Raw genomic sequence first — 25,462 nt, 5'->3', positions numbered from 1 at the left:
TCATCACCAGCCGGGAGGCATCCGCCTCCTGGCTGCCAACCGGATTACCACTCAATCTGCACGCGGGATTCCCAACCATCATCACGGTCATTGAGCATGCGCGTCAGCGGTGATTCGCCAGCATAGCGGGGGGCAGGCTCCCTGAAGGTGAGTCTGGTGCCGGGCTCTTTGGCCTGCCATGCATGACCAAGCTGATCGGCCACCCGATCACGCAGCGCGGGTGAGGCCTCCTGATGGGTGATCGCAAACTCTTTCAGCGGTTCACCAGCAGGCACTGGCGCATCAAACTGCCAGAGGGATGCACAGAGCAACAGGGAAAACATAATCACCTCCAATTAATCGACACGCCCCTTTTACCCGCTCACCGATTAATTGTCACTCTTTGCCCTGTAACCAACTGTTGCCGCCTATCCAAAAGTCTAATTGCCCCCCGCTACCAAAGGTATAAGTTGTTAAGAAACCATTAAAAGATCTATTCAAAGGAGTGACAGATGAGCGAGAGCAAGGTCTACCCGGTCAAATCCCATATCAGCGACAGCGCCCTGCTGGACAAGGCCGGGTACGAGGCCATGTATCAGGCCTCCATCGACAATCCGGACGCCTTCTGGGGAGAGCAGGGGAAAATCCTCGACTGGATGACACCCTATACCAAGGTCAAGAACACCTCCTACGATCCGGGCCATGTCTCCATCAAATGGTTTGAAGATGGCCAGCTCAACGTCTCGGCCAACTGTCTCGATCGCCATCTCGCCGAACGGGGTGACAAGGTCGCCATCATCTGGGAAGGGGACAACCCCGCCGAAGATCGTAAACTCACTTACCGTGAGCTGCACAGCGAAGTGTGCAAGTTTGCCAACGTATTGAAAGCACAAGGGGTTCACCGCGGCGACGTGGTCTGCCTCTATATGCCCATGGTGCCCGAAGCCGCCATCGCCATGCTGGCCTGTACCCGCATCGGCGCGGTACACAGCATCGTCTTCGGCGGCTTTTCGCCGGAAGCGCTGGCCGGTCGCATCATCGACTCGGGCTCGCGCATCGTGATCACCGCCGACGAGGGACTGCGTGGCGGCCGTCCGGTGCCGCTGAAGAAGAATGTGGATGAAGCGCTCACCAACCCGGATACCCAGGTCAGCAAGGTGATCGTGCTCAAGCGCACTGGGGGTAATGTCGCCTGGCACAACCACCGCGACATCTGGTGGCACGAAGCGACCGCTGCCGTCAGCAGCGACTGCCCGCCCGAGGCGATGAACGCCGAAGATCCGCTCTTTATCCTCTATACCTCCGGCTCCACCGGCAAACCCAAGGGCGTGTTGCACACCACCGGCGGCTATCTGGTTTATGCCACCCTCACCTTCAAATATGTGTTCGACTACCACGAACAGGACATCTACTGGTGTACCGCCGACGTGGGCTGGGTCACCGGCCACTCCTATCTGGTCTACGGGCCGCTGGCCAATGGCGCCACCACCATCATGTTCGAAGGGGTGCCCAACTACCCGGCCACCAACCGCATGAGCCAGGTAGTGGACAAGCACCAGGTCACCATTCTCTATACCGCCCCCACCGCCATCCGCGCGCTGATGGCCAAGGGCAACGAAGCGGTCACCGGCACCTCGCGCCAGAGCCTGCGCATCATGGGCTCGGTGGGTGAGCCCATTAACCCGGAAGCCTGGGAGTGGTACTACCGCACCATTGGCGATGAGCGCTGCCCCATCGTCGATACCTGGTGGCAGACCGAGACCGGCGGCATCCTGATTACGCCGCTGCCCGGCGTCACCGACCTGAAACCGGGCTCGGCCACCCGCCCCTTCTTCGGGGTGCAACCGGCGCTGGTGGACAACATGGGCGAGCCGCTGGAGGGTGCCACCGAGGGCAATCTGGTGATCACCGACTCCTGGCCGGGTCAGATGCGCACCGTATTTGGCGATCATGAGCGCTTCGAGCAGACCTACTTCTCCACCTTCCCCGGCCGCTACTTCACTGGCGACGGTGCCCGTCGCGATGCCGATGGCTACTACTGGATCACCGGTCGGGTGGATGATGTACTGAACGTCTCCGGCCACCGCATGGGTACCGCCGAAATTGAATCGGCGCTGGTGGCCCATCCCAAGATCGCCGAAGCGGCGGTGGTGGGGGTTCCTCACGAGATCAAGGGTCAGGGCATCTACGCCTATGTCACCCTGATCGCCGGGGAAGAGCCGAGCCGCGAGCTGCACAAAGAGGTGAAAGAGTGGGTGCGCAAGGAGATTGGCGCCATCGCCACGCCAGATGTCATTCACTGGGCGGAGGGGCTGCCGAAGACCCGTTCCGGCAAGATCATGCGCCGGATCTTGCGCAAGATCGCCACCGGCGAGACCGACAGTCTGGGGGATATCTCCACCCTGGCGGATCCGGGCGTAGTAGACAAACTTATCCGCGAGAAGTCGGAAGCCGCCTGATCCCGCTTCGTTTGTTGCTCAGCAAAGCCGGCCCTGCGCCGGCTTTGACGTTTCTCATCCGCCAGCAAACAGCAAGGCGGCAGTCACGGAGCCTTGCCGACCGAAACGCGCAATAAATAGCCAGATGTAGAGATTAGACCAGTAAAATGCTGCTAATTTTCACGAAATCAATATAATTGCGAAATCTGTGTGCCAGGGCACACCGATTTGCGCAGAAAATGGCTAGATTTCTGGTAGTCCACAAGATAGCTGATAGATAGCAGCATTATCATCGAGGATGCACTCAATATGTCGCAAAATCACCGAATTCTCCTGCTCAACGGACCAAACCTGAATCTGCTGGGCAAACGGGAACCGGGTATCTACGGCAGCAAGACGCTCGATGAGATCGTCGCCGATCTGAAGCTTAACGCCAGCGAACTCGGTGTCACTCTGGAACATCTGCAATCCAACGCCGAACATGAGTTGGTCAGCCGCATCCATCAGGCCATGGGCCAGGTGGATTTTATCATCATCAATCCAGCCGCCTTCACCCACACCAGCGTCGCTATTCGCGATGCGCTGCTGGGCGTTGCCATCCCTTTTATCGAGGTTCACCTGTCAAACGTCCATGCCAGGGAGCCGTTCCGTCATCACTCCTATCTGTCTGATGTCGCCAAAGGGGTCATTTGTGGTCTGGGAGCCGATGGCTACCAATTCGCTTTAACCGCGGCCGTGCACCATCTGCGCGCGGCTTGATAATCACTGATCAGATAAAGAAGAAAGAGAATGCTAATGGATATCCGCAAAATCAAGAAGCTGATTGAACTGGTTGAAGAGTCCGGCATCGCCGAACTGGAGATCTCCGAAGGTGAAGAGTCCGTTCGCATCAGCCGCAACTTCTCCGGTCAGGTGACCACCGCCATGCCGCAGATGATGATGCAGCAAGCCGCTCCGGTTGCCGCACCTACCGCTGCCACCCCGGTTGCCGCACCTGCCGCTGATGCCGCGCCGAGCGGTCACCTGATGCGCTCCCCGATGGTTGGCTCCTTCTACCGCTCCTCTAGCCCGGATGCCAAACCGTTCGCGGAAGTGGGTCAGCACGTCAATGTCGGCGACACCCTGTGCATCGTCGAAGCCATGAAAATGATGAACCAAATCGAGTCTGACAAGGCCGGTGTGATCAAAGCGATCCTGGTTGAAAATGGTCAGGCCGTCGAATTTGACGAGCCGCTGTTCATCATCGAATAAGGGAAATCGCCACCCATGTTGGACAAAGTAGTCATCGCCAACCGCGGTGAAATTGCCCTGCGGATCCTGCGCGCTTGTAAAGAGCTCGGGATCAAGACAGTGGCCGTTCACTCCACCGCCGACCGGGAGCTCAAACATGTGCTGCTGGCCGACGAATCCATCTGTATCGGCAAACCGGCCAGTACCGACTCCTACCTCAACGTCCCGGCGATCATCGCCGCCGCCGAGGTAACCGGTGCCGTGGCTATCCACCCGGGTTACGGCTTCCTCTCCGAGAACGCCGACTTCGCCGAAGTGGTCGAAAAATCCGGCTTCATCTTCATCGGCCCTAGGCCTGAGACCATTCGCCTGATGGGTGACAAGGTCTCTGCCATCGAAGCGATGAAGAAGGCTGGCGTACCGTGCGTACCGGGCTCTGACGGCCCCGTCGACAACGACGCCAAGCACAACGCCGCCATTGCCAAACGCATCGGCTATCCGGTGATCATCAAGGCCGCCGGTGGCGGTGGTGGTCGCGGTATGCGCGTGGTGCGCAATGAGGCGGAACTGGCGGGCGCCATCGCCCTGACCAAATCCGAAGCAGGCCAGTTCTTCAAGAACGACATGGTCTACATGGAGAAGTACCTGGAAAACCCGCGCCACATCGAAATTCAGGTGTTGGCTGACGGCCAGGGCAACGCCCTCTATCTGGGCGAGCGTGACTGTTCCATGCAGCGTCGCCACCAGAAAGTGGTGGAAGAGGCACCGGCACCCGGCATCACCGCCGAGATGCGCAAGTTCATCGGCGAGCGCTGCGTGCGCGCCTGTATCGAGATCGGCTACCGCGGTGCGGGTACTTTCGAGTTCCTGTACGAGAACGGCGAGTTCTATTTCATCGAAATGAACACCCGTATTCAGGTTGAGCATCCGGTCACCGAGATGGTCACCGGTATCGATCTCATCAAGGAGCAGCTGCGCATCGCCGCCGGTCAGCCCCTGTCGATCACCCAGCAGGATATCCGCATCCGTGGCCATGCCATCGAGTGCCGGATCAACGCCGAAGATCCGGCCACCTTCATGCCCTCTCCGGGTCTGGTGCAGCGCTTCCACGCGCCGGGTGGTCTGGGTGTGCGTTGGGACTCCCACATCTATGCCGGTTACAAGGTACCACCCCACTACGATTCGATGATCGGCAAGCTGATCTGCTACGGCGAGAATCGTGACATTGCCATCGCCCGCATGCGCCATGCGCTGGACGAGCTGGTGGTGGAAGGGATCAAGACCAACGTACCGTTGCAAAAAGAGATCATGAAAGACGAAAACTTCCAGCACGGTGGCACCAATATCCACTATCTGCACAAGAAGTTGGGTCTGTAAGATCTCGCAGGCAGAACAATCACTTCCGGCCGGATAGCAGCCAGCTGTTTATCTGCAATCCAGCCGGAAGTCAGCTCCGCAAGGAGTCTCTGCTGAAAAAGGGCCATGGCGACATGGCCCTTTTTTGTTATCCTTGCGCCCCTCAAATTTGTCGGAGGCCAAGGTGAACCGTTTTGCTCTCGCCCGCCGGGAAGCAGCTTTCTGCCTGCTGCTGACCCTGTTCTACTTCTTTGCCTGGTATGGCACCGCCTATTTTATCCCGCTCCAGCTGGAGTTGTGGGGGCTGCCACTGTGGTTCCTGCTCAGCTGCATGGTGATGCCACTGCTGTTCATTCTGCTCTGCGCCCTGATGGTGAACCGGCTGTTTGTGGAGATCCCCCTCGATACCCACGCCCCTTCCGGCAAGGAGTCATCCCATGAATCTTGAGCTGATGCTGCCGCTCGTCATCTATCTGGTGCTGGTGCTGGGGGTCGGTTTCTGGGCCAGCCGCCATCGCGCCGAAGGCAACTTCGTGCAGGAGTATTTCATCGGCAACCGCAGCATGGGCGGGCTGGTGCTGGCGATGACGCTAGTGGCCACCTACACCTCGGCCTCCTCCTTTATCGGCGGGCCGGGTGCGGCCTACAAGATTGGTCTGGGCTGGGTGTTGCTGGCGATGATCCAGCTGCCCACCGTCTGGCTCACCCTGGGGGTACTGGGCAAGAAGTTCGCCATCATCGCCCGCCGGGTCAATGCGGTGACCATCAACGACATGCTGTGGGCCCGCTACCAGAGCAAGGCGGTGGTGATACTCGGCTCCGTCACTATCATCCTCGCCTTTATCGCGACCATGGTGGTGCAGTTTATCGGCGGCGCCCGCCTGCTGGAGACCGCCACCGGACTCTCCTACCAGCAGGGGTTGATGCTGTTTGCCAGCTGCGTGCTGCTCTACACCATCATCGGCGGCTTTCGTGCGGTGGTGATGACCGATGCCCTGCAGGGGATCATCATGCTGATCGGCACCGGCGCCCTGCTGGCGGGGATTCTGATTGCCGGTGACGGCCTGCCGAACCTCATCCACCAGCTCAGGGAGATCGATCCCAAGCTGGTGAGCCCGCAAGGGGCCGATGACATGCTGACCCAGCCCTTTATGCTGAGCTTCTGGATCCTGGTCTGTGTCGGGGTGGTCGGTCTGCCCCACTCGGCGCTGCGCTGCTTTGGCTATCGCGACAGCAAGGCGCTCCATCGCGGCATTCTGATCGGCACCGTGGTCAGCGCCCTGCTGATGTTCGGCATGCATCTGGCTGGCGCCCTTGGCCGCGCCATCCTGCCCGGCATGGACAGCCCGGACAAGATCATGCCCTCCCTGATGATGGAAGTGCTGCCCCCCTGGCTGGCCGGTGTCTTTCTGGCGGCGCCGATGGCGGCCATCATGTCCACCATCGACTCCCAGCTGATCCAGGCCTCAGCCACTCTGGTGAAAGATCTCTACCTCAACTACCTGAGTCCGAAGCAGGAGAAGCTGGAAGTGCGCATTCCGCGTCTCTCTCTGCTCTGTACCCTGATCCTCGGCACTCTGGTGCTGCTGGCGGCGTTGCAACCGCCCGAGATGATCATCTGGCTCAACCTGCTCGCCTTTGGCGGTCTGCAGGCGGTGTTCCTCTGGCCGCTGGTGCTTGGCCTCTACTGGTCGCGGGCCAACGGCCCGGGCGCGCTGGCCAGCATGGTCAGCGGCATCGTCAGCTATGGGGTACTGAGTCAGTGGGGGATCAAGCTGGCTGGCCTGCACGCCATCGTGCCGAGCCTCACGCTGGCGCTGGTGATCTTTATCGCGGTGAGCCTGCTGACGGCGCCGCCCTCGCGGGAAGTGCGCGAGCTTTTCGAGCAGAAATAATAAAAAGATAAATTAGGGGTTCCAAAACTATCCCCAAATGGGTGGTTTCCGGTTAAACTGTGCGCCAAGTCACAAAAAGTAGCCGCTGTATGCCCGTAAAAGCCACTCGACAAGTCGTCACTCAAGCCCTGCAGCGGCTCGGTTATGCCCTGCTGCTGCCCGTCTCCATCCTGCCGATGGCGGCGTTGATCTACCGGCTTGGGCAACCCGACGTACTCGATTTGGCGGTGCTCTCCCTCACCGGTCAGGCGATCTTCAGCCAGATGCCGCTCATCTATGCGGTGGCGATCGCCTTTGGCCTGAGTCGGCAGGAGCTGGGCGGACAGACGCTGGCGGGGGCGGTCAACTTCCTGCTGCTCAGCACCGCTTTCAACACGCTGGCCCCCAACCTGCACGCCGACATGATCTGCGGCCTGCTGGCGGGGCTCACCACCGCCATCATCTATCCCTGGGTTCACCAGCAAACACTGCCTCGCTGGCTGCAGATCGCCAAGGGGGAGTTTCCCAGCCTGCTGGTGTCGGCCTTGGCCTGTCTGCTGATCGCCATTCCCCTCTCGCTGCTGTGGCCGCCGCTGGAGCGCGGGCTGACCCTGCTCACCTCCGAGCTGCTCACCACGCCGTTTGGCGCCTTCTGCTACGGCACCCTCAACCGCTTGTTGATCCCGCTCGGGCTGCATCAGGTATTGGGCAGCGTCATCGGCCTTGGCGAGAGCAACCTGCAGGCGCTGGCTGCCGCCCAACCCCTTCATGAAGGGTATGTGGCCGGTCTCTACCCCATCATCATGTTCGGCCTGCCGGGCGCCTGTTTTGCCATCTGGCTGCATCGCCAACGGATGCAGCGGCTGCCGCAGGGCGGGCTGCTGCTCACTCTGGCGCTCACCTCGGCACTGGTGGGCATCACAGAGCCCATCGAGTTTCTGTTCGCCTTTACCGCCCCCTGGCTGTTTCTCGCCCACGCCCTGCTGACCGGGCTGTCGCTGGCTGTTTGTAGCGGGCTGGGGATCAAGGTGGGCAGTTACTTCTCCGCCGGACTGCTGGATCTGGTGCTGAGTTATCAATCCGGTGAGCACAGCTTCTGGCTCATTCCGGTCGGTATCCTGTTCTTCGTCGCCTACACCCTGCTGTTCTATCAGCTGCTGGAGCGCGCCCCCCTCAGCATGCCGAGCAAACCCATCGCTGTGGAGCATCCGCGCCTCGCCAGCGTCGCCCCCTCCGACCCGCAGATGCTGGCGATCCAGTACCTCAAGGTGCTGGGCGGGATGGACAATCTGGTGGCGATGAGCGTCTGCCTCACCCGGCTCAGCCTGCGGGTGCGCGATATTTCGCTGGTGGATCAATCCCGCCTGCTGGGGCTGGGCTGCCTCTCCTGGATCCAGCTCAACGACCACCAGCTGGTGCTGGTGCTGGGCCCCAGTGCCAGCCTGATTGAAGGGCAGATCCGCATGCTGGCGGAGCGCCAGTCGGTGCCCCTTGGCCTCAAACCCAATCAGGAGTCGGCCAGCCAGAGCAGCTGGTAACTCAGGCGAACGACAACCGCTCGGCCACGAAATCCATCAGGGTGCGCAGGGCGGGGGCCAGATGCTCCCGACTCGGATAGATAAGGTAAAACGGGTTGGCCGGAATGGGCTGATCCGGCAACACCTTCTGCAATCGCCCCGCCGCCAAATCCCCCTCACAGACATGGTGGGGCAACAAGGCAATCCCCCCGTCATGGAGCGCCATCTCCCGCAGCGCCAGCAAGCTGTTGCTGACACAGGCCCCCTGCGGCCGCCAGCCCCCCTCCTGCAATGGCCACACCGGCATGGCCGAGTGCACCAGACAGGCATAACGTCCCAGCTCGCTCAGCTGTTGCGGCATGCCGTGAGCCGCCAGATAGGCAGGTGCCGCCACCAGATGGCGTGCCACCTGACCGATGCGCCGACAGATGAGGCTGGAGTCTTTCAGCGGCGCCGCCCGCAGCGCCAGATCGTAACCCTCCCCCACCAGATCGAGCTGTTCGTCACTCAGGGTCAGCTCCAGCACTACCTCTGGATAGAGGGCGCGAAACTCGGCGAGGATCCGGCCAAGCAGCAGGGTGCCGGTCGCCTCGGGGGCGGTGATCCGCACCCGCCCCGCCGGGGCCGAGCGCAGCCTTGCCATCGCCAGATTGGCGCTGCGCGCCAGTGCCAGCAATCCCTGACAGTGTTCGACATAGAGTTCCCCCTGCGGCGTCAGGCTCAACCTGCGGGTGGTGCGCTGCAACAGCCGCACCCCGAGCTGGGATTCGAGCCGCGAGATCTTCTGACTCACCGACGACTTGGGCATACCGAGCAGCTCGGCGGCTCGGGTAAAGCTCCCCTGCTCCACCACGGTGGCGAACAGTCCCATCAACTCCAGATCGACATTGTTCATATACTCAAACAGTCTTTACCGATTACCCATCTTAATCTTGATAATCAACCAGACTAGAGTGAGTGGCAATCCCGAACACACCGATTTAAAAGGAAAAGCCATGAAAGCCATAGCCCTGACTCACTATCTGCCAAGCGACCACCCCGACTGCTTTATCGCCGCCAACCTGCCCGACCCCAACCCTGGCCCGCGGGACCTGCTGGTGCGGGTCACAGCTACCTCCGTCAATCCAGTGGATACCAAGGTGCGCTCCCCCAAGGCCAAAATTGAAAGCTCACCCCGGGTACTGGGTTGGGATGCGGTGGGAGAAGTGATCGCCACCGGCAGCGAAGTGACCCTGTTCAAGGCGGGCGATCGGGTCTGGTATGCCGGCGACATTAGCCGTCCGGGCAGCAACAGCGCCTTGCAACTGGTGGATGAGCGCATCGCCGCGATCGCCCCCACCAGCTTGAGCGATGTGGAGGCCGCCGCCCTGCCGCTCACCGCCATCACCGCCTGGGAGACCCTGTTCGAGCGCTTCGCCCTCACCCGCGAGAGCCGTGGCAAACTGCTGATCATCGGCGGCGCCGGTGGCGTGGGCTCCATTGCCATCCAACTGGCCCGCCAGCTCACCGGCATGGAGGTGATTGCGACCGCATCCCGCCCAGAGAGCCGTGAGTGGTGCCTCGAAATGGGCGCCCATCAGGTCGTGAACCACCACAAGTTGCAGGAGGAGCTGACCGCCCTTGGCATCACTCAGGTCGATGCCATCTTCTGCACCAACGCCACCGCCGAGCACTGGGCCACCATGGCCGGGCTGATCCGCCCGTTTGGCCATATCTGTACCATCGCCGAATCGAGCGAGCCGTGGGATCTCTCCCTGCTCAAGAGCAAGAGTGTCACCTTCAGCCAGGAGTTCATGTTCACCCGCTCCCTGTTCCAGACGCCGGACATGATCGAGCAGCACCGCCTGCTCGGCCGGGTGGCGGCACTGGTCGATGAAGGGGTACTGCAGACCACCCTGACCAGGACCATCCCTTCGCTGACCCCGGTCACGCTGGCTCAGGCCCATGCCGAGGTGGAGGCGGGCCGCATGGTAGGCAAGCTGGTGATCGACATGAGCGGCTTTGCCAACTAAGCCCTCAAACGCACCATGATGGGATAAGTTCACCAAGGAGATGCCCCAAACGGGCACAACCAGCGGCGCTCATGTCAGCCAGTGGCAGGCCAACGTCCGACAATCAGCCAAAAAAGAGGCCATTTCGCGAGAAATGGCCTGAATACCTGAACATTGGGGTAACAATCACACACATATCCTTATGCAGGACATATTAGTCTTTGCATCTGGCGTGCCAACAGCAGCATGAATGCGCCCAAACGGCGTCAGCCCGTCCTTGAGCAAGGTGCCGACCTTGCTCTTTTTTTGTCTGGCAGACTGTTTACCAGGCCAACAAACAAAGATAAAAAAATGCCACCCGAGGGTGGCAGTGAAAGATGACGGAACTTGAGCAAAGCGTTCAGCGAAAACCGATCGTCTTCGCCTGCATAGAGCAATACAGGAACCGTGCCAATCCGGCAAAAGCCCCCATATCCCCCCACATCATGGGCAAACCACGACAGCACTGCCCCATGATGATAGAATCTCGCGGTTTCACATTTATGAAGAGTCGACGCCATGCCCTGGATACAAATTCGAATCAACGCCACTGCCAAGACCGCAGACAAGGTGAGCAACATGCTGCTGGGGCGTGGAGCCCAGGCCGTGACCTTTATGGATGCCAAGGATGTGCCCGTCTATGAACCCATGCCCGGTGAAACCCCGCTCTGGGGCGAGACCGAAGTGATGGGTCTGTTCGATGCCGAAACCGATCCGGCCCCCACCATCGCCTTCTTCCAGCAGATTTTCGGCGAAAACGTCGGCTACAAGGTCGAGCAGCTGGAAGACAAGGACTGGGTGCGCGAGTGGATGGATCACTTCCACCCCATGCAGTTTGGCGAGCGCCTCTGGATCTGCCCGAGCTGGCGCGATGTGCCGAACCCCGATGCGGTCAACGTCATGCTGGATCCGGGTCTGGCCTTCGGTACCGGTACCCACCCCACCACCGCCCTCTGCCTGCAGTGGCTGGACGGACTGGATCTGACCGGTAAAACCGTGGTCGACTTTGGTTGTGGCTCCGGCATTCTCGGCATCGCCGCCCTGAAGCTGGGCGCCGCCCGCGTCATCGGCATCGACATCGACCCGCAAGCCATCCAGGCCAGCCGCGACAACGCCGAGCGTAACGGGGTTGCGGGCCAGATCGAACTCTACCTGCCGGCCGACCAGCCGCAAGATGTCGAAGCGGACGTGGTGGTCGCCAACATCCTGGCCGGCCCGCTGCGCGAACTGGCGCCACTTATAGCCGGCCACGGCAAAGCGGGCAGCCTGATGGCCCTCTCCGGCGTGCTGGAGAGCCAGGCGCCGGAGCTGGAAACCATCTACGGCCAGTGGTTCGAGATGGACCCGACCGCCGTCAAGGAAGAGTGGTGCCGCCTCTCCGGCCGCAAGCACGGCTAAGCGCGGGCAACATAGACGCCAACCTCATGCCATCAGGGCTCCCATTCGGGGGCCCTGATTGTTTTGGCCTGTCGAACTCTTCCAGGTCCGTGGACATGGGCATGATCGCCCTCCCTTCTGATTGTGTTCGTTTGAAAACAACACTCGCCTTTATTCCGGTAAGATAGCGATCCGAGCCAACGCAACCGAGAGGGACTTCTTATGCGGATTGCCATTCTGGATGACTATCAGGATCAGGTGCGCCACCTCCCCTGCTTTGCGCTGCTTGCAGCTCATGACGTTATCATCCTCAACCAGAGCGAACCGGATCCGGCGCGACTTGCAGCCAAGCTGGCAGATGTGGAAGCACTGGTGCTGATCCGCGAGCGTACCCGCATCGACGAACAACTGCTGATGCGGCTTCCCACCCTTAAACTCATCAGCCAGACCGGCAAAATCAGCCAGCATATCGACCCGGCACTGTGCCAGCGGTACGGCGTTGCCGTGGCAGAAGGCGTAGGCAGCCCCATTGCCCCCGCCGAGCTCTGCTGGGCGCTCATCATGGCCGCCTCCCGCCATATTCCGGCTTACAGCCAAGCGCTGGGCCAAGGTCAATGGCAGCAATCCGGCAGCCTCGGTTTGGGACGCACTCTGCATGGCCTGACACTCGGCATCTGGGGCTACGGCAAGATAGGCCAGCGGATCGCCCGCTATGGCAAGGCATTTGGCATGTCGGTACTGATATGGGGCAGTGAGGCTTCGCGAAGGCAGGCCGAGCTGGATGGCTATGCCAGCGCCTCTGGCAAGGAGGCGTTCTTCAGTCAAGCCGATATCCTCACACTGCATCTGCGCCTGAGCGAGACAACCCGCGGCGCTGTTACCCGCGCAGATCTGACCCGCATGAAAGGTGACTCTCTGCTGGTCAATACCAGCCGGGCCGAACTTATCGAGCCGGGCGCCCTCTATGCGGAGCTATGCAACCATCCTGGGAAACGGGCCGCGATCGATGTGTTTGACATCGAACCGGCAACGCCACAAAACGAGCCCCTGCTGCGCCTGCCCAACGTATTGGCGACACCTCATCTCGGCTATGTGGAGCAAAACAGCTACGAACTCTACTTTCGCGTGGCGTTCGAGAATGTTCTGGCCTTTGCCGAAGGCAGACCTGCCAATCTGGTTCTGCCCGTATCGGGTGGATGATCACGTTCCTCCTGCCGTATTGGCGCCAATATCCAATCCCATGACAGATGAAGGAAAGGAACCTCCATGAGCGAATACCAGAAGATGATCAGCAGCCAACCGTACAACTGCATGGCCCCCGAGTTGGCCCAGTTGCGCTTGGAGGCGGCACGGCGCTACCGCCGTTTCAATCAGGCGGAAGAGGACGCAGAGCAGCGGACACAGCTGGCGGAGCTGGTTGGCGAACTGGCAGAGAACGCCTTTATCTGCCCGCCCCTCTACTGTACCTATGGCCGCCACATCCACCTAGGCAAGGACTCCTACATCAATATGGGGGCGACCCTGCTGGATAATGCCCCCATCCGCATCGGCGCCAACGTGATGATTGGGCCAAATGTGCAGATCTATACCGCAGCCCATGCACTGGAGGCCGACGAACGGATTCAGGGAACAGAGACGGCGCTGCCGGTCACCATTGAAGATAAGGTCTGGATTGGGGGCGGCGCCATCTTGCTGCCCGGTGTCACCATAGGGCGAGAGGCGATCGTCGGCGCGGGTGCTGTAGTCACCAAAGATGTACCGGCCGGTGCCCGGGTAGTCGGCAACCCGGCCCGGATCCTGCCCGCCAAAAACAGGGCATAAGGTAGCCACCGGGCGGTGAGCCGATGCCGCCATCAGCTCACCGCCGCCCCGACACCTCATAAAAAATAAAGCCCAATGTCACGAAGACGTTGGGCTGTTAAAAGGTGCTACGGAATTGCGACTCTCATCGCAGAAAAATTAGAAGGAGTGCCCTTCTAAACTGGCAGGGAGATATTATCGAATGCGCAAACGTTTTACATAGTGAAATACAACAGGATTGCGAGGTACATCGCACTATTTAAATAATTACCTGCTATGGCACGCGAAGCCTCTTTGACCCATTTATTTTCCCCAACCACTCTGGTTACTATTCACGGTTAAACAAAAAAGCCCCGATTTCTCGAGGCTTTACTTTTTTCTAGCGCAACGTGACCGAAGTGTCAGAAACGGCGGACAAACTCATCGCGCGGCAGTTCGCGCAGTTTGCGCGCTTCCAGCATGGGGGTGCCGAGGTAGAGGAAGCCCACCAGCTGATCTTCCGCCGCCAATCCCAGTCCCTTGTTGATCTGCGCATCGAAGATAAACCAGCCGGAGCGCCAGATGCCGTTGAAGCCCTGCGCCTGCGCCGCCATCTGCATTGCCATCAGGGCGCAACCGGCGGAGAGCTCCTGCTCCAGTTTCGGCACCTTGGGGTGCTCCTGATAACGGGTTGCCACCGCCACGACCAAGGGCGCCCGCAGCGGCGCTTCGCTGCACTTCTTGACGCTATCGTCATCCTCGCCACGAGCACGGGCAGCCTCGGCCAACAGCTTGCCCAACCGCTCGCGCCCCTCCCCTTCAAACAGAATGAATTGCCAGGGAGTCAGGGTGCCGTGATCCGGCGCGCGCAGGCCCGCCTTGAGGATATTGTCGAGCACCTCACCACTCGGTGCGGGTGTGGTCAGGCGGCCACAGGAGTGGCGGTTGAGCAACAGGGTGAGGGCATCCATGGGCAATTCCTTCTCTGGGGCAATGATGGCGCTACCTTAGCACAGCACCGAATGAAGAAAACCCCTGAGGCTCAGGGGTTTATCGCACTATAAAGGGCAGGATGGCACAGCTGGCTAGATAACCGCAGCCAGCTCGGCCCCCTGGCGGATGGCCCGCTTGGCATCCAGCTCGGCAGCCACGTCGGCACCGCCGATGATGTGCACCGGCTTGCCTACCGCCTGCAACCCGGCCTGCAGCTCCTTGAGGGGCTCCTGCCCGGCGCAGACTATCACCTGATCCACCGGCAGACACTGCTTGGTCCCGCCCACCTGAATGTGCAAGCCCTCGTCATCGATCCCCAGATATTGCACCCCGGAGAGCATCTGCACCTTGCGGTTCTTGAGCACGGTACGGTGGATCCAGCCGGTGGTCTTGCCAAGGCCGTCACCCACCTTGCTCTCCTTGCGCTGGAGCAGCCAGATCTGGCGCTCGGGGGCGTCGATTTCAGGAGTCGTGAGGCCGCCACGCTCGCCGAGTTGCTTGTCAATGCCCCACTCCTTGAGCCAGTGATCACGGTGGCTCCCGGCATCTGTCTCAACCCTTTTCTCCACAAGGAATTCGGCCACATCGAAGCCGATACCGCCAGCGCCGATCACCGCCACCTTATCACCGACCGGCTTGTGATCCCGCAATACATCGAGGTAGTTCAATACCTTGGGATGCTCGATCCCCGGAATATTGGGGGTGCGCGGACGGATACCGGTGGCGAGGATCACCTCGTCAAAACCGCCGCCGAGCAGGCTCTCGGCACTCTGGCGCTGACCAAGGTAAAGCTCGACGCCGCACTTCTCCAACCGCTTGGCGAAATAGCGCAGGGTCTCGTGAAACTCCTCCTTGCCGGGGATCTGCTTGGCGAAATTGAACTGGCCGCCGATTTCGCTCGCCTGATCGAACAGGCTCACCTGATGGCCGCGCTCGGCGGCGTAGCAGGCAAACGCCAGCCCGGCCGGGCCTGCCCCCACAACCGCCAGCTTCTTGGGCTGTGGCACGCGGCCAAAGGTCAGCTCGGTCTCGAAACAGGCGCGGGGATTGACCAGACAGGAGGCCCGCTTCTGCTTGAAGACATGGTCAAGGCAAGCCTGGTTGCAGGCGATGCAGGTGTTGATCTCGTCCGCCCGATTCTCGGCCGCCTTGATGACAAATTCGGGATCCGCCAGGAAGGGGCGCGCCATGGAGACCATATCCGCCTCGCCGCCCACCAGAATGCGCTCGGCCACCTCCGGGGTGTTGATCCGGTTGGTGGTGATAAGCGGCACGGTGAGATGCTTTTTCAGCTCGGCAGTGACCCAGCTGAAGGCGCCGCGCGGCACGCTGGTGGCGATGGTGGGAATACGCGCCTCGTGCCAGCCGATGCCAGTGTTGATCAGGGTCACCCCCACCGCTTCCAGCGCTTTGCCTAGCGCAATCACCTCTTCCAGGGTCGAGCCCTGCTCCACCAGATCGAGCATGGAGAGGCGGAAGATAATGATGAAGTCGGTGCCGACCCGCTCGCGGATGGCGCGAACAATTTCCACCGGGAAGCGCATCCGGTTTTCGCTGCTGCCGCCCCAGCCATCGGTGCGCTTGTTGGTGCGCTCGCAGATGAACTGGTTGATGAGATAGCCTTCCGAGCCCATCACCTCGACGCCGTCATAACCGGCCGCCTTTGCCAACGCGGCAGTGGCCGCGAAGTCGCGAATGGTGCCGCGGATCTGCCGCTCGCTCATAGCGCGCGGCTTGAACGGGGAGATGGGCGCCTTGAGGGCGCTCGGCGCCAGACTGAAGGGATGGTAGGCGTAGCGACCGGCATGGAGGATCTGCAGCGCTATTTTGCCCCCCTCCTGATGCACGGCGCTGGTCACCTTCTTGTGCTTGCTCACCTGCCATGGAAAGCTCAGCTGGGAGCCGTGAGGCACCAGCCGACCGCGCAGATTGGGGGCGATACCGCCGGTGACGATAAGGCCAACACCACCGCGGGCCCGCTCGGCATAGAAGGCAGCCAGCTTGTCAAAACCGCCCTTCTCCTCTTCGAGGCCAGTGTGCATGGAGCCCATCAACACCCGGTTGCGCAGCTGGGTAAAACCGAGGTCAAGGGGCGTCAGCAGATGGGGATAGCGACTCATGATGCCTTCCTCTTTAAGGCCTGGGTGCATGGAACAACGCCCAACACCCGGTTGCGCAGCTGGGTAAAGCCAAGGTCGAGCGGGGTCAGCAGGGTCGGATAGCGGCTCACGATGCCTCCAGTTAATTTTTTGTTATCAAACTGAGGCTAGAGTAAAGAATCGAAAATCCTTTTTCAAACAAATGTTTGGACAAATTTTCAGCGAACAGCCGTGCCCTGAACGAAGATAGGCGGGATCCGCCAGTGGGAAATGGCAATTTCGCCCGCAACTGGTTAATAATGACCCTTCTTTACCCATTAACAGGGCGATAACGCGACTATGTCTATTTTCAAAGGTCTGGGTTGGTTGTTCCGCAGCCTGTGGCGCCTGCTCAATTTCACCCGGCTGATGCTGGTCAATCTGCTGTTTCTCATCGTAGTGCTGGTCATCGTCTTCAGCGTCAGCCAGAAAGAGGCCCCTCAGGCTCCCATCGAAGGGGCGCTGACCCTCAATCTCAACGGGGTGCTGGTGGAGCAACGCTCCCAGACCGATCCCACCGTACAACTGCTGCGCCAGATGGACAGCAGCGACGAGCAACCGAGCGAGATCGTTCTCTCCGACCTGCTGTGGGCCATCAAGAGTGCCAAGGATGACGAGCGCATCAAGGCGCTGGTGATCAAGCCGCAAGGGCTGCAGGGGGCCAACTTCAGCAAACTGCAGGAGGTGGCGCGCGCCATCGACTCCTTCCGGGAGAGCGGCAAACCGGTGATCGCCATGGCCGACTTCTATAGCCAGGGCCAGTACCTGCTGGCGGCCCACGCCGATCACGTGCTGCTCAACCAGAGTGGCGCCGTGGTGATCGAGGGGCTTGGTGTCTACCAGACCTACTTCAAGTCGGCACTGGAGAAGCTCAACATCACCCCGCACGTGTTCAAGGTCGGCACCTACAAATCCTTCGTCGAGCCCTATACCCGCGACGAGATGTCCCCCGAGAGCAAGGAGGCAAACCAGCGCTGGCTAGATCAGCTGTGGCAATCCTATGTGGCGGATGTCGCCGAACAGCGGGAGATCGAACCCGATGCGGTCGCACCGGGCAAAGAGCGCTTCCTCGAGCTGCTGCGCAAAGCCGGTGGCAATGCCGCCAACTACGCCCTCGACAACGGTCTGGTGGATCAGCTGGCTACCCGCGACGAGATGACCCAGGCGGTCATTAAAGAGGTCGGTGAAGCGGACGATCACGGCTGGAAAGGGGTCGGCCTGAAAGAGTATCTGGCAGCCATCCCGGAACAATATCCCCAGAGCGGCAAGGATGAGGTGGGTTTGGTGGTCGCCAGCGGCGCCATCATGGATGGCGTGCAGCCTGCCGGTACCATAGGCGGTGATACCCTCTCCGATCTGCTGGCCGATGCCCGCCGCGATGACAAGGTTAAAGCCGTGGTCTTGCGGGTCGACAGCCCGGGCGGCAGCGCCTTTGCCGCTGAGCAGATCCGCGCCGAGCTGCTGGCCCTGAAACAAGCAGGCAAGCCGGTGGTGGTTTCCATGGGCAGCTATGCCGCCTCCGGTGGCTACTGGATCTCCGCCGATGCGGACAAGATTTTTGCCTTCCCGACCACTCTCACCGGCTCCATCGGGGTGTTCGGCATGTTCGCCACCATCGACAAGGCACTGGCCCAGTTCGGGGTACACACCGACGGGGTCGGCACCACAGATTACGTCGGCGTAGGCCCGACCCGCGCCCTGCCGGATCACGTCGGTCAGGCGATCCAGTTGAGCGTGGAAGATACCTATCAGCGCTTCATCGGTCTGGTCAGCAAGGGCCGCGGCCTGAGCCCGGAAGAGGCCGAGAAAGCGGCCGAAGGCCGGGTCTGGACCGGCGAAGACGCCAAGACCCTGGGTCTGGTGGACGAGTTCGGCAATCTGGATGACGCCATCAAGGCCGCAGCCGAACTGGCCAACCTCAAGGAGTGGCAGGTGACCCCCATCGAGCAGGAGGAGTCAGCCAAAGACAAGTTCCTGCGCCAGCTGTTCGACAGCAGCGCCCAAGTGCTGGCTCCGCAGTTGCAAAGCTGGTTGCCAGCGGGATTTGGCAAGGCGCTGGTGGAAGTGAACCGCAGCCTCGACCCGCTCACCCGCTTCAATGATCCGCAAGGCACCTACGCCTTCTGCCCGGTTTGCGTGCAGTAAGCAAGCGGCGAATGCCTCATAAAAAACGGCGACCAGATGGTCGCCGTTTTCTTTATCCTACGAGTGCCAGCGGCACCGCCAACTTGCTCAATCAGGGATTGAGGCGGGTCGGCATACCGGTACGCTGTTCCAGTACCTGCTTGACCACGTTGGAGTCAGACTCGGCGTGAGCGATGAAGCGGGTAATGGCCGGGGTCATCGGAAGCGGCACGGAAGCGGTGGAGTTGAACTCCTCTTCGTTGCGCGACAGCGGCTCGTGTACTTCCATGTAGCGACCGCCATCCGGCTCGACCGTGGTCTTGACCGGCTGGTTGACGAACTGGACACGGGTGCCGACCGGCACGTTGTCGAACAGATACTTGATGTCGTCGGCGCGCAGACGCACACAACCGCTGCTCACCCGCAGACCGATACCGAAGGTGGCGTTGGTGCCGTGGATGGCATAGAGGTTGCCGATGTAGAGGGCGTGCAGACCCATGGGGTTATCCGGGCCGGCTGGCCATACTGCAGGCAGGGTCTTGCCCTGGGCGGCATAGCGGCGACGGATGTTCTCGGTCGGGGTCCAGGTCGGGTTGGCGCGCTTGCGCTCTACCTTGGTGATCCAGTTCTCCGGGGTGTTGACCCCCAGTTGGCCGATGCCGATGGGCAGCACTTCCACCACGTTCTTCCCTTTCGGGTAGTAGTAGAGACGCATCTCGGCGACGTTGATGACGATCCCTTCGCGCGGCGCGTTGGGCAGGATCAGCTGGTGGGGGATGATCAGGGTGCTACCCGCCTTAGGCAGATAGGGATCAACACCCGGGTTGGCTTCCATGATGTTGGTCAGACCCAGCTGGAAGTCGGAGGCGATCTGCTCCAGCGGACGGTTGTCCGCAGGCACCACGTATTGCTGGTTTTCACCGATCAGGCGGCTGTTGGCCGCAGGCAGACGGTACTCGACGGCGGCAGCCTGCTGGCTGACCAGCGCAAATGTGCATAAAAGGGCCGAAGCGGCAGTGCGAAGGGGATTCATAAAATTCCTGTGTGGTTTCCTGTACCAAATGGGCCGGAGGCCGTCTTATCCTCGGTCTGCCGGTGGCGGGTCAACCTGCACCACGGCGCCAATAACCGAGCGCGCATTCTTTCCTGAGTCGGCCAAAATTTCAACTTCGATATGTTGCTTTTCTTGTTAAAAGTGGCCGTTTTCGGTGTGACGCTTCTCAACAGAGCAAAAGCCACCCTAGCAAGTCGCAGCTGAGAGAAAGATGAACGGTACTGGTGCCCAGCGAGCAGGCCCCCCCGCTTACCCGTCAACCACTCGCTGCGCCACCTGGTGTCACGGTTGCCGCGGTGGCTAAAACGTTTGTCACATTCGGGGAGATAAGCCAATGCAGGCAGTGGCACTTTATTGCCGTGAAAGGGATGAAACAGCGCATTGGCCACCAGCAGGTGCTGGCTGCCGCCATAAAAAAACCGCTCCGAAGAGCGGTTAATGGAGCCACCAGGCAACCATAAAAGGGACTACAGGTAGTTGTCATTGGCATTACTGGACGGTTGCCTCCCCCGCGCCACTCTGCTCCTTGAGGAAGCTGATCCAAGGGGATGCCCGACCGCTGACGTTGCCATTCTGAGCCGCCTGGGTGAAGGCGTTGAGGGCCTCCTTCGGCTTTTGTTGCTCAAAATAGGCGACCCCGGTCAGGAACTTGAGATCCGCACGCTGCTCACCATTGGCATTGGCCGCCGGTTTGGCGGCCAGCGCCACCAGATCCTGATAGCGTTTGCTCTGGATCATCATGCGCGCCATTTTCAACTGCAATTCGGCGCTCGGGGCCAGCTGATAGGACTTGGCCAGGGTGTCGATGGCCGGATCCAGCTCCTTGGCCTGATGCCAGTAGTTCGCCAGGGTCTTGTAGTTGCTGGCGCTCTGCTCAATCACCCCCTCCTTCATCCCCTTCTCCATCACCCGTGCGGCGCGATGGGGAATGCCGCTGAAGGCGAGGTAGTTGGCGAGACGCTGCAGCTCGGCTGCCTCGGTCAGCATGCCAAGGTTGTAGGCCGACTCCAGCGCCGCCAGTGCCTTGCCATCATTCCCCGCCTGCATATGCATGGCCGACAGCTGGGTCCAGTACTTCTTCTTCTCCGGGAACATGTTGACCAGAGAGGTCAGTACCTCGGTCGCCGGTTTGTACTGTTTCAGCTCGTAGTGAGCGCCCATCTTCAGCAGATACCAGGACTCCGGCGCTTTACCTGCCGAGAGCTTGATCGCCTGATCCACCGCCGGGATCGCGTCACGGTACTGCTTGAGCTGCACGTGGGCGTTGGCCAGGGTGATATAGGCATGGGAGTTGGGCTTGTCATCCTTGCCCTGGTTGGCAAACCACTCCTTCATGGTCTTGATCGAGCCTTGATAATTGCCCTCTGCCATGTAGAGCTGGGCCAGGTTGTAGCGCACCTGCTGGGCCACCGGTGGCGGCAGACCGCCTGTCGCGATGGCATCGGCAAAGTACTTGGTCGCCTGACCGTATTTCTCCTGCTGGGCGGCCACGAAACCGAGGGTCTGCAAGATGACCCCCTTGTCGTAGACCCGCTCGCCCGCGCCAGAGAGCGCATCTTGCAACTTGGCATTTGCCTCGCTGTATTTCTTCTCGGTGATCAGCTCCTGCGCCTTGTTGACCGCCCGATAGGCCCGATCCGACAGGGTCGGCTGCTCGGCAGCCCAACTGGCGGTGCTGAGCAGCACCGCCATGGCGACCGGGGCGAGGATCATCTTGTGTAACTTGTTCATCGCCACCTTCCTTAGTTGACCGCAAACTCGATCTCTTGCTGCATACGGCTCGCCTGCGGCTTGCCATCCACCATGGCCGGTTTGAACGTCCACTTGGCGATGGTTTTGCGCGCCTCTTTGCCGAGGTCATAGCTGCGCGGCTCTTCCTTGACGATCCGCACGTTGCTGACGGTGCCGCGCTCGGTGACGGTGAACTCCACCAATACCTTGCCGGAAGCCAGACCTGCCAGTGCCGCCTTGCGGGGCATCATGGGCTCGAAGGTTGCCAGCGGAATGGCACCGTTGTTGCCACCGACGCCGCCACCACCACCGCCGGTGCTGTAGGCACCGAGCGCATTGCCACCACCGATGTTGACCGGGATGTCGAGCTTGGGCATGTCCATCGGCGCGCTATCCATCTTCGGCCGATCCGTGCTGGCCACTTCCATCTCGGGAGGAGGCGGCGGACGCTTGGGCGGCGGCGGTTTGGGCAGCTCCCGCTGTTTCTCTTGCAGGGTCTCCTGGGGCTTGAGGCGGATGAAATCGGTCATGGTGACGTCATCCTTCTCCACCAGCTCCCGGTGATCCGGTGTGATCAGCTTGTTCATTCCCAGAAACAGAAAGAACACCACCACACAGGAGACCGCCAACGATATCAGGTATCTCATAGGTCTCTCTCCGGCATCAGCTGCTCTTGTCTGCCGCGATGGAGATGTTCTGGACACCGGCCATGCGGATCTGATCCATGACCTGCACCACCAGACCGGAACGGGATTCGTTATCGGCCTGGATCACCACGGCGCTCTCCGGGTTTTCGGCCCGCAGCCGCTCGATGTTGGCGCGTACCGCCCCCACCTCGACCACCCGCTTGTCGACCCAGACCTGACCGTTTTCGCGCACCGCGACCATGATATTGCCCTTCTTCACCGTCTCGGCCGTGCTGGCACTGGGACGGTTGATCTCGACACCGGACTCCTTGACGAAGGAGGTGGTGACGATGAAGAAGATCAGCATGATGAACACTATGTCCAGCATGGGGGTCAAATCGATAGCCGCCTCGTCAGCACCGCTGTCGCTGTAACGTTTTCTCATAGCAGAAACTCCTTGCTTGTTCTGTGCCCCCGGCAGGCCATGCCTCGCCGGGGGTATGCATCCTGCATCAACCGTGTTTCAGGTTGTCTTCCAGCTTTTGCACCGCCAGTTTGGCCTTGTGATCGAGCTGGTTGACAAAAAACAGGCCGGAAAGGGCGGCAATCATGCCCGCCATGGTCGGTACCGTTGCTTTGGAGATCCCCGATGCCATCGCCCGCGGCGAACCTGTGCCGGTGATGGCCAGGGTATCAAACACCTGCACCATCCCCACCACGGTACCGAGCAGCCCCATCAACGGGCAGAGAGCGATCAGCACCTTGATGACCGGCATCCCCTTGTCCACCGCCATGGCAACCCGTGAGACCAGCTCGCGCCGGATCTGCTTGGCAGACCAGGAGAGATGATCGGTGCGGGCCAGCCAGGTGGCCTTGGTCTGCTTCACCTGCTTGGGGTAGACCGCCATGAAGTAGAACCAGCGCTCCAGCAACAGGGCCCACATCATCAGGGTCAGGAAGAACAGGGCGACCAGTACATCGCCCCCCAATCCCAAAAACCGGCGGACCGACTCGACTTCTTCAATCAACCAGAACCACATGGGTGACTCCTTACGCTGCGGCTTTGGAGGCGTGCAGACGTTCCTGATAACGGGCGACGAAACCGGCGCTCTGCTCTTCCAGCACCTGGATCAGACGACGGCTCTGGGTTTGCACAATGGTGTAGAGGAACAGCATGGGCACCGCGACGACCAGACCCTGCATGGTGGTCACCAGCGCCTCGGAGATACCGCCTGCCATCAGCTTGGGATCGCCGGTACCGAACAATGTGATGGCCTGGAAGGTGGCAATCATCCCCACTACGGTGCCGAGCAGGCCCAGCAGCGGCGCGACGGAGGCGATCAGCTTGATGAGGCTGATGCCCTTCTCGAACTTGGGCACGTTGCGCAGGATGATCTCGTCGAGCTTGGACTCCAGATCCTCGATGTTGTCACCGCGATGGTTCTGGTAGGCCCCCAGCATGTCACCAATGGGGTTGCCCTTGATGATCTGATCGGATTTCAGCTGCTTGCGCATGGACGATCCGATCAGCGACAGCCGGATACCGCAGAAGATGGCCAGCAGGGTACCGATGACCCCCAATGCCAGGATCACATAACCCACGGAACCACCCTGATCGATACGCTCCTTGAGGGTCGGTGACTGCACCAGCAGGGAGAGGATCACGCCACGAGACGGGTCGATAAAGATGGGCTTGACCCCGTCACCGCCCTGTTCAAACTCGGCGATGGGAGCCAGCACGCTCTTCTCCGGTTGACGGGAGAGCTGCTCGAATTTACCGGTCTCCGGCACAAAGGTGAGGTACTTGCCTTCGGAGACAGTGTTGAACTCGCCGATCTGGGTGACGGTCTTCTCGGCCTGGTTGCCCTCACCGTAGACCACGGTCGCCGGGATCTGGCTCACCTTGCCACCGTCCACCATGCGGCTGAGGGTGGTGGTCCAGAACGCTTCCAGATCGTCGCTGGAGGGGAGCTCTTTACTCTCGGCCAGACGGGTCAACAGGGCGGATTGCTCCGGATGCTCGACCCGACGAGCAGAGGCGTTGAAGATCCCCTTGAACTCACCGGCGAACTGACGCAGCACACCAAACATCTCGCCCATGTTGCCAGAACGCTGGCGCAGGGTTTCGGTCAGTTCGGTCAACTGCTTGTCGTTGGCATCAAAGGTCGCCTTGAGCTGCTCGCCCTTGGCGGTTTCGGCTGCCAGCTCGGCCTTGGCCTTGGCCAGCAGCGCCCCCTGCTCGTTCTTGTCAGCCAGGAAGCGGGCTTCCCGCTCCTTGTTGAGTTGGGATTCGCTTAGGCTGGAGGCCTTGACCTGGTTCAGCAGCGCATTGAGATCCACCGGTTTTTCGGCGGCGGTCACCGGCAGGGTGACCAGGGTTGCTCCCGCAATCAGGGAGGCAATAGCAAGTTTGATTCCTTTCATGATGCTTTCTCCGCAGTTTGAACCGGCAGCTTGATCAGCGCAGGAGGCGCCTGCTTCTTGGCGATGCGAAGGCCCTGTTCAACCGCACTGCGATACTCCTGGGGCAACTCTTCCCACTGACGGGTCTTCTTGTTCCACATGCCGGTCTCATTGCCATCCGGGGACTGGTAAAGCAACGCGATACGGCCAACCCGCAGGAACTCGTAGGTCTTCTCGCTGCCATCCTTGTCCAGGCTCGCCTTGTAGGATTCGATGGTGCGGCTGAAGCCCTCCTCGATCTGGTAAGCCTCCAGGATCTTGCGGTATTTCTCGGAGATGGTGACATCGGCCCGGTTCATCAGGTCGGTCAGGGCCGCTACGCGGTCCTCGCGCTCGACCTTCTGGAACGGCAGATCCAGTGACACAAATTGTTCGAGGGAGTCGATCATCTTGAGCATCAGGGGCACCACTTCGGTGCTGGTCTGATCAATCTGGGCGATCTGCTTTTGCATCGACGCCAGCTCGGCGCTCTGGGACTCGACCATCTTGCTCACCTGCTCGTTGTAGGTGCGCAGACTGTCGACCTGGCGCAGGGCGGCCTTGTACTGGGCCAGTGCGGATTCGGCAGATTCGGCATAGCTGTCGATCTTCTGCTGGGAAACTTTGGATGCATTATTGGTGGCGGCTTGAGCGTCCACAGCCTGACCGGCAGTGGCGGCACTCAGATTGAAGCTGGTCAACAAGGCGGCCGAAACCAGGCTGCCAAGGAGCGCTTTCTTCATTGTAATGGTCCTTGTCTTCATAGGATTACCC

23 protein-coding genes are annotated in these 25,462 nt (G+C 60.6%); 12 read left to right on the top strand and 11 right to left on the bottom strand.

The window, feature by feature from the left end:
* Nucleotides 1–44: 44 nt before the first annotated feature.
* The gene (locus OKC27_RS10920) at nucleotides 45–323 is read right to left on the bottom strand and encodes a hypothetical protein (RefSeq protein WP_182938949.1); all 279 of its coding nucleotides are present in this window, start codon (nucleotides 321–323) and stop codon (nucleotides 45–47) included.
* 168 nt (nucleotides 324–491) lie between these two features.
* Here OKC27_RS10920 and acs point away from each other — a divergent pair, with 168 nt between their 5' ends.
* From acs to OKC27_RS10885, 7 genes are all read left to right on the top strand, one after another.
* On the top strand, nucleotides 492–2,438 hold the full coding sequence (acs, locus tag OKC27_RS10915; protein ID WP_182938948.1) for an acetate--CoA ligase: 1,947 nt from the start codon (nucleotides 492–494) through the stop codon (nucleotides 2,436–2,438).
* A gap of 288 nt (nucleotides 2,439–2,726) precedes the next feature.
* Entirely contained in the window at nucleotides 2,727–3,176 is a 450-nt protein-coding gene (gene aroQ / locus OKC27_RS10910; protein WP_042060050.1) for a type II 3-dehydroquinate dehydratase, read from the top strand.
* 36 nt (nucleotides 3,177–3,212) lie between these two features.
* Nucleotides 3,213–3,668, top strand: a complete 456-nt coding sequence (accB, locus tag OKC27_RS10905) for an acetyl-CoA carboxylase biotin carboxyl carrier protein (protein WP_182938947.1) — start codon at nucleotides 3,213–3,215, stop codon at nucleotides 3,666–3,668.
* Between the two features lie 15 nt (nucleotides 3,669–3,683).
* Entirely contained in the window at nucleotides 3,684–5,024 is a 1,341-nt protein-coding gene (accC, locus tag OKC27_RS10900) for an acetyl-CoA carboxylase biotin carboxylase subunit (RefSeq protein WP_042060046.1), read from the top strand.
* A gap of 163 nt (nucleotides 5,025–5,187) precedes the next feature.
* Entirely contained in the window at nucleotides 5,188–5,451 is a 264-nt protein-coding gene (locus OKC27_RS10895; protein WP_069556466.1) for a YhdT family protein, read from the top strand.
* On the top strand, nucleotides 5,441–6,898 hold the full coding sequence (gene panF / locus OKC27_RS10890) for a sodium/pantothenate symporter (RefSeq protein WP_111805143.1): 1,458 nt from the start codon (nucleotides 5,441–5,443) through the stop codon (nucleotides 6,896–6,898). Before OKC27_RS10895 ends, panF begins: the two co-directional genes overlap by 11 nt.
* An 89-nt stretch (nucleotides 6,899–6,987) precedes the next feature.
* On the top strand, nucleotides 6,988–8,415 hold the full coding sequence (locus OKC27_RS10885) for a PTS transporter subunit EIIC (protein WP_058052415.1): 1,428 nt from the start codon (nucleotides 6,988–6,990) through the stop codon (nucleotides 8,413–8,415).
* 1 nt (nucleotide 8,416) lies between these two features.
* Here the strand turns inward: OKC27_RS10885 and OKC27_RS10880 are convergent, their stop codons facing one another.
* On the bottom strand, nucleotides 8,417–9,289 hold the full coding sequence (locus OKC27_RS10880) for a LysR family transcriptional regulator (RefSeq protein WP_182938946.1): 873 nt from the start codon (nucleotides 9,287–9,289) through the stop codon (nucleotides 8,417–8,419).
* A gap of 100 nt (nucleotides 9,290–9,389) precedes the next feature.
* Between OKC27_RS10880 and OKC27_RS10875 the strand changes: the two genes are divergently transcribed.
* The 4 genes from OKC27_RS10875 to OKC27_RS10860 all read left to right on the top strand — a co-directional run bounded on the left by OKC27_RS10875 (nucleotide 9,390) and on the right by OKC27_RS10860 (nucleotide 13,622).
* Nucleotides 9,390–10,406 (top strand): zinc-binding alcohol dehydrogenase family protein, encoded by a 1,017-nt coding sequence (locus tag OKC27_RS10875; protein WP_182938945.1) that lies wholly within the window; start codon nucleotides 9,390–9,392, stop codon nucleotides 10,404–10,406.
* Between the two features lie 537 nt (nucleotides 10,407–10,943).
* Complete coding sequence (gene prmA / locus OKC27_RS10870) at nucleotides 10,944–11,822, top strand: 50S ribosomal protein L11 methyltransferase (RefSeq protein ID WP_182938944.1); 879 nt, start codon at nucleotides 10,944–10,946, stop codon at nucleotides 11,820–11,822.
* 201 nt (nucleotides 11,823–12,023) lie between these two features.
* The gene (locus tag OKC27_RS10865; RefSeq protein ID WP_234601234.1) at nucleotides 12,024–13,001 is read left to right on the top strand and encodes a D-2-hydroxyacid dehydrogenase family protein; all 978 of its coding nucleotides are present in this window, start codon (nucleotides 12,024–12,026) and stop codon (nucleotides 12,999–13,001) included.
* 66 nt (nucleotides 13,002–13,067) lie between these two features.
* Nucleotides 13,068–13,622, top strand: a complete 555-nt coding sequence (locus tag OKC27_RS10860; RefSeq protein WP_182938942.1) for a sugar O-acetyltransferase — start codon at nucleotides 13,068–13,070, stop codon at nucleotides 13,620–13,622.
* A gap of 380 nt (nucleotides 13,623–14,002) precedes the next feature.
* On the opposite strand, the gene OKC27_RS10855 is transcribed toward OKC27_RS10860, so the two are convergent.
* Together OKC27_RS10855 and OKC27_RS10850 are read right to left on the bottom strand one after the other, a co-directional pair.
* Nucleotides 14,003–14,551: an NAD(P)H nitroreductase gene (locus tag OKC27_RS10855; RefSeq protein WP_042060031.1), complete on the bottom strand. Its 549-nt coding sequence runs from the start codon at nucleotides 14,549–14,551 to the stop codon at nucleotides 14,003–14,005.
* A gap of 114 nt (nucleotides 14,552–14,665) precedes the next feature.
* Complete coding sequence (locus tag OKC27_RS10850; RefSeq protein WP_182938941.1) at nucleotides 14,666–16,693, bottom strand: NADPH-dependent 2,4-dienoyl-CoA reductase; 2,028 nt, start codon at nucleotides 16,691–16,693, stop codon at nucleotides 14,666–14,668.
* 318 nt (nucleotides 16,694–17,011) lie between these two features.
* On the opposite strand from OKC27_RS10850, the gene sppA reads away from it, so the two are divergent.
* Nucleotides 17,012–18,856, top strand: a complete 1,845-nt coding sequence (gene sppA / locus OKC27_RS10845; protein WP_182938940.1) for a signal peptide peptidase SppA — start codon at nucleotides 17,012–17,014, stop codon at nucleotides 18,854–18,856.
* A gap of 91 nt (nucleotides 18,857–18,947) precedes the next feature.
* Here sppA and OKC27_RS10840 read toward each other — a convergent pair whose 3' ends face one another.
* The 7 genes from OKC27_RS10840 to OKC27_RS10810 all read right to left on the bottom strand — a co-directional run bounded on the left by OKC27_RS10840 (nucleotide 18,948) and on the right by OKC27_RS10810 (nucleotide 25,431).
* Nucleotides 18,948–19,868, bottom strand: coding sequence for a L,D-transpeptidase family protein (locus OKC27_RS10840; protein WP_042656694.1), 921 nt, complete (start codon nucleotides 19,866–19,868; stop codon nucleotides 18,948–18,950).
* Nucleotides 19,869–20,378: 510 nt separating this feature from the next.
* Nucleotides 20,379–21,620 carry a tetratricopeptide repeat protein gene (locus OKC27_RS10835; RefSeq protein ID WP_182938939.1) on the bottom strand — a complete coding sequence of 414 codons (1,242 nt, stop codon included), beginning with the start codon at nucleotides 21,618–21,620 and terminating at the stop codon, nucleotides 20,379–20,381.
* Between the two features lie 11 nt (nucleotides 21,621–21,631).
* Complete coding sequence (locus OKC27_RS10830) at nucleotides 21,632–22,267, bottom strand: energy transducer TonB (RefSeq protein ID WP_042656692.1); 636 nt, start codon at nucleotides 22,265–22,267, stop codon at nucleotides 21,632–21,634.
* Nucleotides 22,268–22,283: 16 nt separating this feature from the next.
* The gene (locus OKC27_RS10825) at nucleotides 22,284–22,691 is read right to left on the bottom strand and encodes an ExbD/TolR family protein (protein ID WP_005338933.1); all 408 of its coding nucleotides are present in this window, start codon (nucleotides 22,689–22,691) and stop codon (nucleotides 22,284–22,286) included.
* A gap of 67 nt (nucleotides 22,692–22,758) precedes the next feature.
* Nucleotides 22,759–23,286: a MotA/TolQ/ExbB proton channel family protein gene (locus OKC27_RS10820; RefSeq protein WP_005338936.1), complete on the bottom strand. Its 528-nt coding sequence runs from the start codon at nucleotides 23,284–23,286 to the stop codon at nucleotides 22,759–22,761.
* Nucleotides 23,287–23,296: 10 nt separating this feature from the next.
* On the bottom strand, nucleotides 23,297–24,670 hold the full coding sequence (locus tag OKC27_RS10815) for a MotA/TolQ/ExbB proton channel family protein (RefSeq protein ID WP_005338937.1): 1,374 nt from the start codon (nucleotides 24,668–24,670) through the stop codon (nucleotides 23,297–23,299).
* Complete coding sequence (locus tag OKC27_RS10810) at nucleotides 24,667–25,431, bottom strand: DUF3450 domain-containing protein (protein ID WP_042656690.1); 765 nt, start codon at nucleotides 25,429–25,431, stop codon at nucleotides 24,667–24,669. Before OKC27_RS10810 ends, OKC27_RS10815 begins: the two co-directional genes overlap by 4 nt.
* Nucleotides 25,432–25,462: the final 31 nt, after the last annotated feature.

This window comes from Aeromonas sp. QDB62 (genome assembly GCF_027705695.1).
Taxonomy (GTDB): domain Bacteria; phylum Pseudomonadota; class Gammaproteobacteria; order Enterobacterales; family Aeromonadaceae; genus Aeromonas; species Aeromonas allosaccharophila.
This window is presented reverse-complemented; position numbering and strand designations above follow the sequence as displayed.